General features: G+C 63.7%; 13 protein-coding genes. All 13 read left to right on the plus strand.

The window, feature by feature from the left end:
- The first annotated feature begins 602 nt into the window (after positions 1–602).
- The 13 genes from JQM66_RS11805 to JQM66_RS11865 all read left to right on the plus strand — a co-directional run bounded on the left by JQM66_RS11805 (position 603) and on the right by JQM66_RS11865 (position 16,221).
- Positions 603–2,597: a DHH family phosphoesterase gene (locus JQM66_RS11805; protein WP_235230071.1), complete on the plus strand. Its 1,995-nt coding sequence runs from the start codon at positions 603–605 to the stop codon at positions 2,595–2,597.
- Positions 2,598–2,625: 28 nt separating this feature from the next.
- Positions 2,626–3,075: a 50S ribosomal protein L9 gene (gene rplI, locus JQM66_RS11810; RefSeq protein WP_235230072.1), complete on the plus strand. Its 450-nt coding sequence runs from the start codon at positions 2,626–2,628 to the stop codon at positions 3,073–3,075.
- A 682-nt stretch (positions 3,076–3,757) separates the two neighbouring features.
- Complete coding sequence (dnaB, locus tag JQM66_RS11815; protein ID WP_235230073.1) at positions 3,758–5,113, plus strand: replicative DNA helicase; 1,356 nt, start codon at positions 3,758–3,760, stop codon at positions 5,111–5,113.
- Complete coding sequence (gene tilS, locus JQM66_RS11820) at positions 5,094–6,455, plus strand: tRNA lysidine(34) synthetase TilS (RefSeq protein WP_235230074.1); 1,362 nt, start codon at positions 5,094–5,096, stop codon at positions 6,453–6,455. The genes dnaB and tilS overlap by 20 nt, the downstream gene beginning before the upstream one ends.
- Positions 6,445–6,999, plus strand: a complete 555-nt coding sequence (gene hpt, locus JQM66_RS11825) for a hypoxanthine phosphoribosyltransferase (RefSeq protein WP_235230075.1) — start codon at positions 6,445–6,447, stop codon at positions 6,997–6,999. Before tilS ends, hpt begins: the two co-directional genes overlap by 11 nt.
- Before the next feature lie 36 nt (positions 7,000–7,035).
- Positions 7,036–8,886 (plus strand): ATP-dependent zinc metalloprotease FtsH, encoded by a 1,851-nt coding sequence (gene ftsH / locus JQM66_RS11830; protein ID WP_235230076.1) that lies wholly within the window; start codon positions 7,036–7,038, stop codon positions 8,884–8,886.
- An 88-nt stretch (positions 8,887–8,974) separates the two neighbouring features.
- Positions 8,975–10,204 carry an MFS transporter gene (locus JQM66_RS11835; protein WP_235230077.1) on the plus strand — a complete coding sequence of 410 codons (1,230 nt, stop codon included), beginning with the start codon at positions 8,975–8,977 and terminating at the stop codon, positions 10,202–10,204.
- Between the two features lie 314 nt (positions 10,205–10,518).
- A complete protein-coding gene (locus JQM66_RS11840; RefSeq protein ID WP_235230078.1) occupies positions 10,519–11,718 on the plus strand; it encodes an ABC transporter substrate-binding protein in 1,200 nt (399 codons plus the stop codon).
- A 158-nt stretch (positions 11,719–11,876) separates the two neighbouring features.
- Positions 11,877–12,755, plus strand: a complete 879-nt coding sequence (locus tag JQM66_RS11845) for a branched-chain amino acid ABC transporter permease (protein ID WP_235230079.1) — start codon at positions 11,877–11,879, stop codon at positions 12,753–12,755.
- 13 nt (positions 12,756–12,768) lie between these two features.
- Positions 12,769–13,881 carry a branched-chain amino acid ABC transporter permease gene (locus tag JQM66_RS11850; protein WP_235230080.1) on the plus strand — a complete coding sequence of 371 codons (1,113 nt, stop codon included), beginning with the start codon at positions 12,769–12,771 and terminating at the stop codon, positions 13,879–13,881.
- On the plus strand, positions 13,878–14,720 hold the full coding sequence (locus JQM66_RS11855) for an ABC transporter ATP-binding protein (protein ID WP_235230081.1): 843 nt from the start codon (positions 13,878–13,880) through the stop codon (positions 14,718–14,720). Before JQM66_RS11850 ends, JQM66_RS11855 begins: the two co-directional genes overlap by 4 nt.
- On the plus strand, positions 14,713–15,423 hold the full coding sequence (locus JQM66_RS11860; protein ID WP_235230082.1) for an ABC transporter ATP-binding protein: 711 nt from the start codon (positions 14,713–14,715) through the stop codon (positions 15,421–15,423). Before JQM66_RS11855 ends, JQM66_RS11860 begins: the two co-directional genes overlap by 8 nt.
- Before the next feature lie 177 nt (positions 15,424–15,600).
- The gene (locus JQM66_RS11865; RefSeq protein WP_235230083.1) at positions 15,601–16,221 is read left to right on the plus strand and encodes an LptM family lipoprotein; all 621 of its coding nucleotides are present in this window, start codon (positions 15,601–15,603) and stop codon (positions 16,219–16,221) included.
- The last annotated feature ends 195 nt before the right edge of the window (positions 16,222–16,416 follow it).

A 16,416-nucleotide genomic window follows, 5' to 3' on the forward strand; every position in this document is an offset into this window, starting at 1 on the left:
GATTTCGATTTCCCCCCGGACCCCCTTGAAACGACACAAAGGGGAGGGGCTACGGCCCCTCCCCTTTGGATTTCCCACCCCGAAGGAACGGGGCGGGTGCATCACCGCAGTGCGGGGAGATAGGACGAGGCGGACGAGGGCGAAGCCCAATGTCCGCCTTTCTCTCAGGTAAACGGCGAAAGATGCACCCATGCCGACAGATGCGGCGGAGCACTTCTCTGTTCCCCAGGGGTATAGCGCACCCGGTACAAACCTGCAAATTTGCACCGCACCGGCCACGGCGACCCCCGTTTTGCGGTCAACTTGACACAAGGGTGTCAAGTTGAGCCGCACAAACATTTTTTCTTTTCCACCGTGCACGGCGCATTTTCTTTTTGATGTTTCAAAAAGAAAATGGGGGGTGCATCCCCCGTGCGCCCCGGCAGGGGCGCGATCCCCGTGCGCTGCGGCAGCGGCGCCTTCCCGCCCGGCAAAGCCGGGCACATTCCCTGCACTCCCCCATCGGGGGAGATTTTTTTCTTTTCCGTTGCACATTTCAGGGAAAAATGATATACTGTTACAATCTATTAGTATGCGGTCATGCGGTGAAAGGAGCTTTCGCCATGAACAATAACAAACTCTCCCGGCTGCTGGAGCCAAATCTGAAATTTTACTTCCTCTGCCTGGCGCTGTTCGCCCTGGCAGCCGTCGCCGTCAGCATCCCCCTGGCGGTGATCGAGGGCGTGGCTACCGTGGCCCTGTACCTCTACTTCACCCAGAGCAACAAGAAGCGCCGCCAGAGCGTGCTGCAGTATATCGACAGCGTCACCGGCAGCGTGGACACCGCCAGCAAGTCCACCCTCATCAACTCCCCCCTGCCCATCATGGTCTTCCGCCCGGACACCGGCGAGGTCATCTGGAGCAACGAGAACTTCCTCCAGCTGGCGGGCGTGCGGGAGCACCTGTTTGAGATGCGGGTGGAGGACGCCGTGCCGGAGTTCCCGGTCCAGTGGCTGCTGGAGGGCAAGCAGGAGTGCCCCAACCGGGTCTTTATGAACAACCGCCGCTTCCGGGTCTACGGCAGCCTGGTCCGGGCCAAGGGCCGGGGCGGCGAGCAGAATCTGGTGGCCACCACCTACTGGGTGGACACCACCGACGCCGACCAGCTGCTGGAGACCTACACCGCCACCCGGCCGGTGCTGTCCATCCTGATGCTGGACAACTACGAGGACCTGATGAAATCCTGCGCCGACACCCAGCGCAGCGCCGTCCTGGCCCAGATCGACGAGAAGCTCAGCGCCTGGGCCGCTGCCGGAGAGGGCCTGCTGCTGAAAACGGAGCGGGACCGCTACCTCTTCATCTTCGAGGAGCAGCACTACGAGCACTTTGTGGAGGAGAAATTCTCCGTGCTGGACGCCATCCGGGGCATTAAGGTGGGCGAGGGCGTCCACCCGACCCTGTCCATCGGCATGGGCAAGGATGTGGACAGCTTCCCGGAGCTTTACAAAAACGCCTCCCTGTCCCTGGAGATGGCCCTCAGCCGGGGCGGCGACCAGGCCGTGGTCCGCAATAAGGTGGACTTCGAGTTCTACGGCGGCCGGGCCAAGGCCACGGAGAAGCGCACCAAGGTGAAATCCCGGGTCATGGCCAACGCCCTCAGCGAGCTGATGGCCGACGCCAGCGAGATCTACGTCATGGGCCACAGCTTCGCGGACATGGACGCCGTGGGCGCCGCCGCGGGCATCTGCTGCGCCGCCCGGAAGCGGGGCAAGCGGGCCCAGATCGTCATCGACCTGGAGCACAATGCCGCCCTGCCCGTGCTGAAAAAGCTGGGGACTTTGCCGGAGTACAGCGGCGTGTTCATCTCCGGCAACGACGCCTTCGTGAAGATGCGCCCCGGCGCTCTGCTGGTGGTGGTGGACACCAACCGCCCCGACCTGGTGGAGAGCCACCAGGTGCTGGAGGCCTGCAACCGGGTGGCCGTCATCGACCACCACCGCCGGGCCGCCTCGTACATTGAGAACGCCGCCTTCAGCTTCCACGAGCCCTACGCCTCCTCGGCGGCGGAGCTGGTGACGGAGCTGCTGCAGTATCTGGTGGAGCCCGCCGACCTCCTGCGGGAGGAGGCGGAGGCCCTGCTGGCCGGCATCGTGCTGGACACCAAGCGCTTCACCCTCCGCACCGGCGGCCGCACCTTCGAGGCGGCGGCCTTCCTGCGGCGGGCCGGGGCCGACACGGCGGAGGTCCAGCGCCTGTTCCAGAACGACCTCAGCGACATGGTCTCCCGCTACGACATCATCCGCCGGGCGGAGATGTACCGGGAGGACATCGCCCTGGCGGTGATCCCCCAGGACGGCGTGGACCGGGTGGCGGCGGCCCAGGCGGCCGACGAGCTGCTGACCCTCAAGGGAGTCAGGGCCTCCTTCGTGCTTTACCGCAACGGCGACGACGTGCTCATGTCCGCCCGCTCCATGGGCGAGGTCAACGTCCAGGTGATCCTGGAGGCCCTGGGCGGCGGCGGCAACTCCTCCCAGGCCGGCGGCCGGGTGGAGAACGGCGACATCCTGGCGGTCCGGGCACAGCTGACGGACGCCATCGACGCCTATTTTGAGAAATAAACCATTCATATAAAAGGAGTAACAAGCGATGAAAGTCATTTTGCAGCAGGATGTGAAGGGCCAGGGCAAGAAGGGCCAGCTGGTGGAGGTCTCCGAGGGCTATGCCCGCAATTTCCTCCTGCCCCGGAAGCTGGCCATCCCCGCCACCACCGACGCCATCAACACCATGAACCTGAAAGAGAAGGCCCGCAAGGCCGAGGAGGCCCGCCAGAAGGCCGAGGCCGAGGCCACCGCCGAGAAGCTGAAGGAGTGCCAGGTGAAGCTGACCGCCAAGGCTGGCAACGGCGGCAAGCTCTTCGGCGCCGTCACCACCAAGGAGATCTCCGAGGGCCTGAAGAAGCAGTTCGATATCGACATCCCCAAGCAGAAGCTGGTGCTGGACGATCCCATCAAGGCCTTCGGCACCTACCAGGTCAAGGCCAAGCTGGGCTTTGAGGTCGTCGCCACCGTGTACGTGGCGGTGTACGAGGAGAAGTGACAAACTTGTCCCCTGAGCAGGGGACGGGGAGACAAGGGGAAGGGGTCTTTTGAAAAGACCCCTCCCCCTTAGACCCCCACCAGAAACCCGGGGGGATTTCGATTTCAACACCGTCGCGGCATTGCGATTCCCGGCCCCTTTGGGGCCGCCAATCGCGCCGCTTCCTCGAAACAGGCTCGCTTCATCCGCCACTGGCGGCGCTTCGCCTGTTTCCCCCACACCCCCTTGAAACGACCAGACCAGGGGGCCTGCGGGCCCCCTATTCTGGACTACACCCCCGGAGGAGTGGGGCTGCGGCCCCTCCCCTTTGGATTCCCCTCCCGGGGTAGGGAGCGGCAGCGGAAAGAGAAGCAATTCCATTCGGTGACCACCCCGAAAGCCGCACCCACGCCATCAGATGCGGGGAAGCAGTTCTCTGTTTCGCCGGGGTATAGCGCACCCGGTACGGGCCTGCAAGTCTGCACCGCACCGGCCACGGCGACCAAACGTTTTGCGCAAAAAGGCACCTGTGGCGCCGGCTTTGCGCCCAAGCGGTTTCTCTTTGGACCGTGAACGGCCCGTTTCTCTTTGCCAAGACAAAGAGAAATGGGGGGTTCATTCCCGCACGGCAAAGCCGTGCATCCCCCGTCTCCCTGTGAGGGGGGGACAATCCCCGCCCCCTTGGGGGCAAAGGAGGACCACCATGGCAATGGAAGACCTTTTGACCCGGCAGATGCCCCACAGCCTGGAGGGCGAGCAGGCCGTCCTGGGCTCCATGCTCATCGACGCGAACTGCGTCAAGGATGTGATGGACAAGCTGCGCCCGTCGGACTTCTACCTGCGGCAGAACCGGGAGATCTTCGAGACCATCTACTCCATGTTCAGCTATGCCAGGCCCATCGACGGCATCACCGTCTGCGAGGAGATGCAGAAGAACGGCACCTACGACGACCAGACCACCCGCTCCTACCTGGCCCAGCTGATGGAGATCACCCCCACCAGCGCCAACGTTATGGAGTACGTGGCTATCGTCCGGGACAAGGCCCTGCTGCGCGGCGTGGCCCAGGCCTCGGCGGAGATCACCGCCATGGTACAGGAGGGCGTGGGCGAGGCCGGCGACATTCTGGAACTGGCGGAGCAGAAGATCTACGCCATCCGCCGGGGCCAGAGCGCCCAGGACATGGTGCCCCTGCGGCAGGTGCTGCCGGACGTGCTGGACCGCTTGAGCGAGATGAGCGAGAGCGAGGACCATCTGCCGGGATTGTCCACCGGCCTCTCCGCCGTGGACAACAAGATCACCGGACTGAACAAGTCCGACCTCATTCTGCTGGCCGCCCGTCCCGGCATGGGCAAGACCTCCTTCGCCCTGAACGTGGCGCTGAACGTGGCGAAAAACACGAAAAAGACCGTTGCGGTGTTCTCTCTGGAAATGTCCCGGGAGCAGCTGGCCATGCGCCTGCTCTCCTCTGAGGCCCTGGTGGAGAACAACCGCCTGAAGACCGGCAATCTGCGGGAGACCGACTGGGAGAAGATCGCCGGGGCCGCCACCATCCTGAACAAGGTGGACATCCGCATCGATGACAACCCCATGCTGTCCGTGGCGGACATGAACGCCAAGTGCCGCCGCCTGGACGACCTGGGCCTGGTGGTCATCGACTACCTGCAATTGATGACCTCCGCCGGCGGCAAGGGAAACGGCGGCGAGAACCGCCAGCAGGTGGTCTCCGATATGTCCCGTATGCTGAAAATTATGGCGAAAGAGCTGAACGTCCCGGTCATCTGCCTGAGCCAGCTGTCCCGTGCCAACGAGAAGCGGGACGACAAGCGGCCCATGCTGTCGGACCTCCGGGAATCCGGCGCCATCGAGCAGGACGCGGATATCGTTCTGTTTTTGTACCGGGATGACTATTATAATGAGGACTCGGAAAAGCACAACATCGCCGAGTGCATCGTGGCGAAGAACCGTCACGGCGAGACGGGCAAGGTAGAGCTGCGGTGGATGCCCGAGTACACCCAGTTCTCGACGTTGGATAACCGCTATGGCGACGACGATGACTGAGCTGCGGCCCGCACGGGCCTTTCTGCGGGAGAAATTCCCCCGGGGCGGCAGCGTGCTGTGCGCCGTGTCCGGCGGGATGGACTCCATGTGCCTGCTGCATTTCATGCTGGAGCAGCCGGGGTTCCGGGTCACCGCCGCCCATTTCAACCACCAACTCCGGGGCGCGGAGGCCGACCGGGACGAATCCTTCGTCCGGGACTACTGCGCCCGGCATCATGTGCCCTTTGTCTCCGGCGCCGGGGATACCCGGGCGATGGTGGAAAAAGAGGGCCTTTCCGTGGAGGAGGCCGCCCGGAAGCTACGGTATGCCTTTTTGAAGGAGACGGCGGCGGAGCGGGGCTGCGACGCCATTCTCACGGCCCACCACGCCGACGACAACGCCGAGACCATGCTGCTGAACCTGCTGCGGGGCACCGGCTCCGCCGGATTGGCGGGCATCCCCCCGGTGCGGGGGAACATCTGCCGCCCCTTCCTGCGGGTCACCCGCTTGGAGCTGGCGGAGTATGCACAAAACCATCACATCCCCCATGTGGAGGACGAGACCAACGACGACCCCGACGCCGCCGCCCGGAATGCCCTGCGGAGCAGTGTGCTGCCGGTGCTGCGGCAATTGAACCCCCGGTTCGCGGAGAACATGGCCCGCACCGCCTCCATCCTGCGGGAGGAGAGCGACGCCCTGGAGTCCATGGCCCGGGGCCTGCTGGACCAGGTGAAGGAACTGCCCGACGGCGTGTCCGTCCCCTGCCTGATGCTGACAGAGGTCCCGGCGGCGGTGGGGGAGCGGGCGGTGCTGCAGCTGCTGGCTCAGATTTCCGGCCACCGGAGGGACCTGACCGCCGCCCACGTGCTGGCGGTGCTGGACCTGGCCCGGGGGGACCGGGCGGACCTGGAGGTCACCCTGCCCTACGGCCTGATGGCCCGGCGGAAAAAATACACCCTGGAGATCACCCGGCGGCCTGTCTGGCCCGCCAGCATGCCCATCGAAGTGGGCGGCGCCGTGACATTCGGCGGGACGGAGGTCATGGTCTCCGATGCGGCGATGGCCGGCGCGCTGCCCATGCACCTGCCCGAAGGGGCGTCCCTGACCGTGACGCCCTGGCGGCCCGGTGACTGGCTGCGGACGCCCGGCAGCCGGGGAAGGCGCAGCTTCAAGCGCCTGTGCGCCGACCAGGGCCTGACTCCGGCCGAGCGGGACCGGCTTCCGGTTTTGCGGGTGGGGGAGGCCCACGCCGCCGACCCGGTGTTCGGCGTTTCAGCGGATTTCGCACCCTGTTCGGGAGAACAGACGGTGTTTGTGAGATTTACAAATAAACAGACAGAGGAGAAACGACATGAGAAGTGAGATGGAGCAAGATATCCTGAAGGTCCTGGTGAGCGAGGAGGAGCTGAAGGCCCGTATCCAGGAGATGGGCGACGAGCTGTATGACAGATTCCAGGGCAAGGACCCCCTGTTCCTCAGCGTGCTGAAGGGTTCCTTCGTGTTCATGGCGGACCTGGTCCGGGCCTGCCAGCTGAAAAGCGACGTGGAGTTCATCGCCGTCAGCTCCTATGAGAACGCCACCGCATCCTCCGGCCGGGTGAAGATCAACCACGACATCCAGCAGGACATCACCGGCCGCCACCTGATCATCGTGGAGGACATTCTGGACTCCGGCAACACCCTGGCCTTTTTGAAGGAGTACTTCATGACCAAGGGCGCCGCCTCCATCACCATCGTCACTCTGCTGGATAAGCCCTCCCGCCGGGAGAAGGCCATCACCGCCGATCTGGCGGGTTTCGTGGTGCCCAATGAGTTCGTGGTGGGCTACGGATTGGATTATTGCCAGCAGTACCGCAACGTGCCCTACATTGGCGTCCTGAAGCCCGAGGTCTACGAGGGTAAGTAAGACCCAATCTCATCTACCCCCAAAGGAGGGAGTTTTTTGACAAAGCAACGCCGCGCGTCCAATTTCAGCGTGCTGTTCCTGGTGCTGGTGATCTTCCTGTGCCTGAGCTGGATCTGGCAGATGAACAGCAGCGCCCCCCAGCTGGACTACGCCCAGGTCCGCCAGCTGTTCCAGCAGGAAAAGGTGGAGGAGCTGACCGTCAGCGAGGGGCATGTGCTGACCCTGAAGCTGAAGGACAGCACCGACAAGGTGCGCTATCAGCTGTACAGCTTTGAGCTGTTCTACGAGGACCTGGACCCCCTGATCCAGGAACAGTATGCCAAGGGCATCATCAAGCACTATGATTATCCCCCCAAGGAGAGCACCAACTGGCTGGAGATCCTGCTGCCCTGGATTTTGATGGCCGGCGTGGTGGCCCTGCTGTGGTATCTCATGGCGGCCCGCGCCCAGGGCGGCATGGGGCCGGACCGCATGGCCAAGTTCGGTGCCGCCCGCACCCGGGGCCTTTCCGACAAGGACAAGAAGGTCACCTTTGACGACGTGGCCGGGGCCGACGAGGAGAAGGAGGAGCTGCGGGAGATCGTGGAGTTCCTGAAGGACCCCAAGCAGTTCATCTCCCTGGGTGCCCGCATCCCCAAGGGCGTGCTGCTGGTTGGCCCTCCGGGCACCGGCAAGACATTGCTGGCCAAGGCCGTGGCCGGAGAGGCCCAGGTGGGCTTCCTGTCCATCTCCGGCTCCGACTTCGTGGAGCTGTACGTGGGCGTGGGCGCCAGCCGCGTCCGGGACCTGTTTGAACAGGCCAAAAAGACCGCCCCCTGCATCGTCTTCATCGACGAGATCGACGCCGTGGGCCGCCAGCGCGGCACCGGCCTGGGCGGCGGCCATGACGAGCGGGAGCAGACCCTGAACCAACTGCTGGTGGAAATGGACGGCTTCGCCGCCAACGAGGGCGTGGTGGTCCTGGCGGCCACCAACCGGGCCGACGTGCTGGACCCCGCCCTGCTGCGTCCCGGACGGTTTGACCGTCAAATTTATGTGGGCCTGCCGGACATCCGTGGCAGGGAGGAGATTTTGAAGGTCCACGCCAAAGGCAAGCCTCTGGCGGAGGACGTGGACCTGAAAAAGCTGGCCCAGGGCACCGCGGGCTTCACCGGCGCGGACCTGGAGAACCTGATCAACGAGGGCGCCCTGTTGGCGGGGCGGAAGCACCAGAAATTCATCACCATGGCCGACCTGAAGGAGGCCGAGATTAAAGTCATCGCCGGCCCGGAGAAGCGCAGCCGGGTCATCCCCCAGCACGAGCGGGAGCTGACCGCCTGGCACGAGGCGGGCCACGCCGTGGTGATGCACACCCTGCCGGACCAGGACCCCGTCAGCCAGATCACCATCGTCCCCCGGGGACAGGCGGGCGGCATGACCATCTCCCTGCCGGAGGAGGACCGGTCCTACCTCTCCAAGCGTTACATGGAGGACCAGATCGTGGCCCTGCTGGGCGGCCGGGTGGCCGAGAAGCTGTGCCTGGGCGATATCTCCACCGGCGCCAGCAACGACATCCAGCGGGCCACCGCCATCGCCCGCAAGATGGTGGCGTCCTACGGCATGAGCGACAAGATGGGCACTGTGGCCTTCGAAGACCGTCACGACGAGGTCTTCATCGGCCGCACCATGGGCCAGGGCCGGGGCTACTCCGAGGCCGTGGCCGCCCAGATCGACGAGGAGGTCAAGGCCGTGGTGGGCATGGCTTACCAGCGCTGCGAGGATATTCTGAGCAGCCACCGCAAGCAGCTGGACGCCGTGGCAAACTACCTGCTGGAGCACGAGACCATGGAGCGGGAGGAGTTCCTGCGCGTATTTGAGGAGTCCGCCCAGCCGGAGCAGGAAGCGTAATACACATCAAAACCCGTCCGCGCACGCGGGCGGGTTTTCTGCCCGGCGGAAAACCGGGCGAGTATACAAGAAACGGGAGTACGAGACCATGAACAGGAAAATCCACTACGCCTGGGTGATGCTGGCGGCCTGCTGCCTGCTGCAGGGCGGCACCCTGGGCGTCATCCACAACTGCCGGGGCATCTTCTACGGCCCCATCTGCCGGGACCTGGGGGTGGGGCAGGGTTCCTTTACCTTTTATATGCTGTTTTTCGGCCTCTTTTCCTGCATCATGCTGCCCTTCGCCGGACGGGTGTTCCACCGGGTCAACATCCGGTGGCTGCTGTGCGGGGCGTCGGTGATCTTCGCCGGGTCCGTGATGGTCCAGGCCGCCTTCCACTCCCTGGCCGCCTTTTACGCGGCGGGGGCCGTCCAGGGCCTGACGGGGGCCTATCTGCTGTTTTACCCCGTGCCGGTGCTGCTGGGCAACTGGTTCCGGAAGGGCCGGGGGGCGGCCATCGGCTTCGCGGCGGCCACCTCCGGTCTGGCCGGGGCCATTATGAGCCCCATCGGCGCCGCTATGATCTCCGCCTGGGGCTGGCGGACGGCCGCCGTGGCCTTCGGCGTCATCTCCCTGCTGATGGCGGCCCCGGCCTCCTTCCTGCTGTATCTGCGGCCGGAGGACCGGAACACCACGCCCTACGGCGCGGAGGAGACCCAGGCGGTCCAGCCCCTGACGGGCGTCTCCTACGAGACCGCACGGCGCAGCGCCGCCTACCCGGTGACCATTCTGGCAGCCCTGCTGCTGTCCTTCATCTGCGGCTACTACCTGCAGCTGGCCTCCTACGGCACGGCGGAGGGCTTCACCGCCGCCTTCGGCGCCCGGATGACGGCCCTGTGCATGGTGGGCAACGTGGTCAGCAAGCTGTTCCTGGGCTGGTATTACGACCGGGCGGGCATCCGCCGGGCCATGTATCTGGGCCTGGCGGTGGTGGCGGTATCCTTTTCCGTGCTGCTGCTCCCCAGCCCCTGGTGGCTGTCCCTGGGCTCCCTGGGAGCGGGCTTCGCCATGGGCATGTCCTGCGTCATGACACCCATCCTGGTGCGGGAGATATTCGGCAGCCGGGACTACGGCCGTATCTCCGCCATCGTCACCATCTTCACCACCGTGGGCGTCCCCATCGCCACCGTGTCCCTGGGCTTTCTGTACGATGCCGTGGGCTCCTACCGCCCGGGCATGGTCATGGGCGTGGCGGTCACCGCCGCCTGCATGGTGCTGACGGAGGCAGCGCTGCGGATGGGCAGGAGGCTCCCCGCGGTCGAAGGGGAGACCCCGTAAAACGCCCGGCGTCCCCGGCCTGTGGAAATTTACTGAAAAGGGCCCGACTTTTTTCCGGGATGGGTTCGGCAAAATCACGAAAACAATTGTCCACAGTAAGAGGACAAAAGCCGGGGGAAGTTTTTTTATATCCGGGGAAAATCCACCTGCGGCGGACAAAGTGGGGACAGCCGTACAAAAATCGCGGAAACCGGACAAAAGCAGGCAAAAAGATTCTGTGGATAATTGACCTTGCAAAACGGAGGGAAAGCACGTAAAATGCTTTTCATACAAGGGACAACTGTCTGTCCCAGTCAAACAGGAGGATGAAAAGAATGAAGAAACTGATGGCAGTTTTGCTGGCCTTGGTCATGGTTCTGAGCCTGGCGGCCTGCGGCGGCAGCAAGAGTGATTCTCAGGGCGCCCAGAGCAGCGGCGCTTCCGGCGACAAGGTCGTCAAGATCGGCGTCTTCGAGCCCCAGACCGGCGACAACGGCGCCGGCGGCAAGCAGGAGATCCTGGGTATGCAGTACGCCAACTACATCCAGCCCACCGTGGAGATCGGCGGCGAGACCTATCAGGTCCAGCTGGAGATCGTGGATAACCGCACCACGCCCGAAAACGGCAAGTCTGCCGCTGCTGAGCTGGTGAACCGCAACGTGTCCATGGTGCTGGGCTCCTATGGCTCCGGCGTGTCCATGGCCGGCGGCGAGGTGTTCTCCGAGGCGGGCATCCCCGCTCTGGGCACCTCCTGCACCAACCCCCAGGTCACTGCCGGCTGTGACGTTTATTTCCGTCTGGCCTTCCTGGATCCCTTCCAGGGCACCGTCCTGGCCAACTATGCCTACAAGGAGCTGGGCGTGGATACCGCCTACGTGCTGGGCATGCTGGGCAGCGACTATGACCAGGGTCTGGTCTACTACTTCACCGAGGCCTTTGAGGGCCTGGGCGGTACCGTCGTGAAGGAGGACTTCCCCGAGGGCAGCGCCAACTTCGTCTCTTACATCAACAACGCCAAGAGCGCCAACGCCGGCGTTATCTTCGCTCCCGTCTCCATCAATTATGCCCAGCTGATCGTGGAGGCTGCTGCGGCTCAGGGCTATGAAGGCGCTCTGCTGGGCTCCGATACCTGGGACAGCAACAAGGTCATTGAGAGCGCCACCGGCAAGAACGTCACCTCCTTTGTGACCACCTTCTATCAGGAGGGCGGCAACGCCGAGTTCGACGCCGGCATCAAGGAGTGGATCAACGCCAACGCCGACGCCAAGACCAACAACGGCGGCAACGACATGATCGCCGCCGTCACCGCCATCGGCTATGACGCCTACTTCACCGCTCTGGAAGCGCTGAAGATCGCCGGCAGCACCGACCCCAAGGCCGTGCTGGAGGCTCTGCCCTCCGTCAGCTTTGAGGGTGTGACCGGCCTGATCGAGTTCGATGACATCGGCGATGCCAAGCGCGACGCCGCGTACATCAAGACTGCCAACACCGAAGCGGGCACCTGGGACTTCGTGAAGGTCCAGACCGTCGGCTGATCGCCATCCAAACGGGATTTCCGAGCTTGGCGGAGCGTCTTGCTCCGCCAAGCTCTCCCTGCGTTTGACGCGCTTGATGGGTCGCCTGGAAAGGGCGGCGGTCCCGCTTTTTCCAGACGGCCCACGTTCCCTCAAAACACCTTCAGGAGGTTTTCCGCATGCAACAGATACTGCCCTATATCATCAACGGTATCTCCGTGGGCGGCCAGTACGCGCTGATCGCCATCGGCTATACCCTGGTCTACGGCATCCTGCGCCTGATCAACTTCGCCCACGGCGATGTGTTCATGGTGGCCGGCCTGGTGATGGTCTACGCCACCACCGCCATGCCCTTCTATGTCGCCCTTCCCCTGGTGCTCATCGCCACGGTCATCCTGGGCTTCACCATTGAGCGGCTGGCCTACAAGCCCCTGCGCACCGCTCCCCGGATGTCCGTCATGATCTCCGCCATCGGCGTCAGCTACCTGATCCAGAACCTGGCGTTCTACATCACCGGCGGCGTGCCCCAGCCCGTCACCCGGCCCATTCCCTGGATCTCCGAGAATGTGACCATCCTGGGGGCCTCCACCAAGCGGGTCACCCTGATCACCCCCATTCTGACCATCCTGCTGGTCATCGCTCTGGTGTACCTGATCAACCACACCAAGATCGGCATGGCCATGCGGGCGGCGGCCAAGGACTTCGAGACCGCCCAGCTCATGGGCATCAAGATCAACGCCGTCATCTCCATGACCTTCGTCATCGGCTCCTTCCTGGCGGCAGTGGGCTCCATGCTGTACTTCACCAACTACCCCTCCGTGGCCATCACCTCCGGCGGCATGCCGGGATTGAAGGCCTTCGTGGCGGCGGTGTTCGGCGGCATCGGCTCCATCCCCGGCGCAGTGGTGGGTGCCTTCATCATCGGCCTGTGCGAGGAGATCATCAAGGGCCTGGGCTACACCACCTTCTCCGACGCCTTCACCTTCGCACTGCTGATCGTGGTCCTGTGCGTCAAGCCCACCGGCCTGTTCGGTGAAAAGGTCACCGACAAGGTGTAAGGAGGGAAGCAACATGACAATGACGAAGAAAAAGACTATTTTCACGGCGGCTGTGCTGGCGGTCCTGCTGGCGGTCTGTATCGTTGTGGATATGCTGCTGCCCAGCTATCATATCGCGGTGGTGGTCATCAAGAAGGCCACGGTCTACTCCCTGGTGGCGGTGTCCATGAACCTGCTCAACGGCTTCACCGGCCTGTTCTCCCTGGGCCAGGCGGGCTTCATGCTGCTGGGCGCCTACGCCTACGCTGTGCTGACCATCCCTGTGGACAAACGGGCCGGCGTGTATCAGTATTTCAACGGCGGCGCCCTCAAGTTCTCCGTGCCGGAGATCTTTGCGGGCTTCCTGGGCGATAGGGTCGGCACCACCGTGGGTATGCTGCTGGCCCTGCTGGTGGGCGGCATCCTGGCGGCCCTCATGGCCTATCTCATCGGTCTGCCCGTGCTGCGGCTGAAGTCCGACTATCTGGCCATCGCCACCCTGGGCTTTGCGGAGATCCTGCGGGCCTTCTTCCAGTGGAACGCCCTGGGTCCCATCACCAACGGCTCCAACCTGCTGAAGAGCTATCCGGCCTTCTCCCACGCCACGCCCTACGTGGTGCTGGCAGGCCTGATGATCGCCGTGATCCTGCTGCTCATCAACTCCACCTACGGCCGGGCCTTCAAGGCTATCCGGGATGACGAGGTGGCGGCGGAGGCCATGGGTATCAACCTGGCCCACCACAAGCGCATGGCCTTCATCATCAGCTCCTTCTTCGCCGGCATCGGCGGCGGTATGCTGGCCATGTACATGGGAGCCATTGCGGCGGCTCCCTTCAAGAGCGCCCTGACCTATGAGATCCTGCTGATCGTGGTTATCGGCGGCATCGGCTCCATCACCGGCTCCATTCTGGCCAGCTTCCTGTATATCTTCTTCTCCGAGTGGCTGCTGCGGGGCCTGGACGCTGGAAAGTTCCTGGGCATCAACGCACCGGCCATCTTCAAGAACGGCTTCCGCATGGTGGTGCTGTCCGTTATCATCATGGTCATCGTGCTGTTCTTCCGGAAGGGCATCATGGGCGACAAGGAACTGCCCGACCTGCTGGACAGACGTCCGAAACAGCGTAAGAAGGAGGCTGCCGGCAAATGAGCAAGAATGTACTGAAAGTGGAAAACGCCACCATGCAGTTCGGCGGCGTGGTGGCCGTGGATAACCTGAACCTGGAGATCAACGAGGGCGAGATCGTGGCCCTCATCGGCCCCAACGGCGCCGGCAAGACCACCGCCTTCAACGTGGTCACCGGCGTGTACCAGCCCACCAACGGCGCGGTCTGGTTCAACGGGGAGAAGATCATCGAGAACCATCCCCAGGGCAAGATGAAGAAGCTGTACAAGGGCCAGCACGACGGGGAGTACACCGGTGTCCTGGCGCCTACGCCCGACAAGATCACCAAGCTGGGCATGGCCCGTACCTTCCAGAACATCCGCCTGTGGAAATCCCAGACCGTGTTCAACAACGTGCTGATCGCCAAGCACTGCCGGACCACCAGCAACGTGTTCTCCGCCACCTTCCGCATGAACCGGAAGGAGGAAGCGGCCCAGCGGGCCCACGTGGAGGAGCTGCTGAAGATCGTGGGCCTCTACGACGTGAAGGACGAGCTGGCCACCAGCCTGCCCTACGGCAAGCAGCGCCGCCTGGAGATCGCCAGGGCCCTGGCGGCGGAGCCCCAGCTCCTGCTGCTGGACGAACCGGCGGCGGGCATGAACCCCCAGGAGACCGACGAGCTCACCGCCTTCATCGGCGAGATCCGGGACAAATTCAACCTGACCGTCTTCCTCATTGAGCACCACATGAATCTGGTCATGGGCATCTCCGACCGCATCTACGTGCTGGACTTCGGCAAGCTGATCGCCGAGGGCACGCCGGCGGAGATCCAGAACAATCAGCGCGTCATCGACGCGTACCTGGGGGTGGCCGACGATGCTTAAAATTGAAAACCTGCATGTGAATTACGGCGGCATCCAGGCCCTGCGTGGCATCTCCCTGGAGGTGCCCGACGGCCAGATCGTCACCCTCATCGGCGCCAACGGCGCCGGCAAGTCCACCACCCTGCGGACCATCAGCGGCCTGGTGAAGGCCGCCTCCGGCTCCATCCAGTGGAACGGGGAGGAGCTGCTGGGCAAGCCCATCGACAAGATCGTCAGCGGCGGCATCGCCATGAGCCCCGAGGGACGCCGGGTCTTCCCGGACCTGACGGTGCTGGAGAATCTGAAGATCGGCGCCTACCTGCGCAAGGACAAGGCGGAGATCGAGAAGGACATCAAATGGGTGTATAGCCTGTTCCCCCGGCTGGAGGAGCGCTCCTGGCAGCTGGCGGGCACCCTGTCCGGCGGCGAGCAGCAGATGCTGGCCGTGGGCCGGGCCCTCATGTCCCGCCCTCAACTGATGATGCTGGATGAGCCCTCCCTGGGCCTGGCGCCCCTGGTGGTGCAGGACATCTTCAAGATCATCCAGGAGATCAACCGCCAGGGCGTGACGGTGCTGCTGATCGAGCAGAACGCCAATATGGCCCTGAAGATCGCGGACCTGGCCTACGTGCTGGAGACCGGCACCATCACCATGTCCGGCACCGGCGCGGAGCTGCTGGCGGACGAGCGGGTGAAAGAGGCCTACCTGGGCAAAAACGGCTGAAAAAACAGGATACCGAGCCGGAAAGACGAGCGTCTTTTCGGCTCTTTTTCCGCCTTTTGCGCCGGGGATATGGCGGCCTGAGCTGTTACTTTTCGGCATCATTTGTCATCATATCGACATGATTTGCGGGGCACCCTATGATATCATGAGCAAAATCAAAGGAAAGGAAGAAGACACATGCGTAGACTGTCTTTTGTTTTGATCGGTTTGCTGATCCTTGCCCTGTCCGGCTGCGGCCAGAAGGCCCAGACCCCGCCCCCGGCACCGGAGACCCCGACGGCGGAGATACCTGCGGAGACTCCGGCCACGCCTACCACAGAGGACCGGAACCCCACGGCGGCGGAGCTGGGCCGGGAGGAGACCACGGAGCTGGCCTTCACCGTGGAGGGGGAGACGGAGCTGATCCCGGTGACATTGTATATCGGCCAGGGCTACTCCATCTATATCCCCAGTGAGGGCTGGCGGCTGGAGAAGTGGGTGGACGACGGCATCCCGGAGGACACCTGGGAGAGTAATCTCAACGACGATGTGGAACTGACGGTCCTGCACCTGGGGGAAAAGACCCTGGAGGAGGCCCAGACCTGGGTAAAGGCGGAAGAGGACGACTATCAGCTGGTGGAGGATAAGCAGGGCGGCCTGGGCGGCACGGATGCCGGGGACCGGGAGATGCTGGAGGTCCGCTTCCACCCCTCTGGCAGCAGCATGTATGCCGTGCTGTACAAGTACCCCATGGAGGCCGCCGAGGGCTTCGGCACCCGGCTGGGCGTGATGGCAGATACCTTCCAGATCATGGAATAAGGCGGGAGAGAACAGGCTGCGGCCTGTTCTTTTTTTTGCGCCCCTGCCGGGGACGAGGGAAGGCGCCCCTGCCGGGGCGCACGGGGGAGAAGGGGGAGATGTCTTTGGCGCAAAGACACCTCCCCCTTAGACCCCCACCAGAAACGTGGGGGGATTCCGAATTTCCCCCCACACCCCCTTGAAACGGCCAGACCA

Source organism: Oscillibacter valericigenes (assembly GCF_021531915.1).
Classification (GTDB): domain Bacteria; phylum Bacillota; class Clostridia; order Oscillospirales; family Oscillospiraceae; genus Oscillibacter; species Oscillibacter valericigenes_A.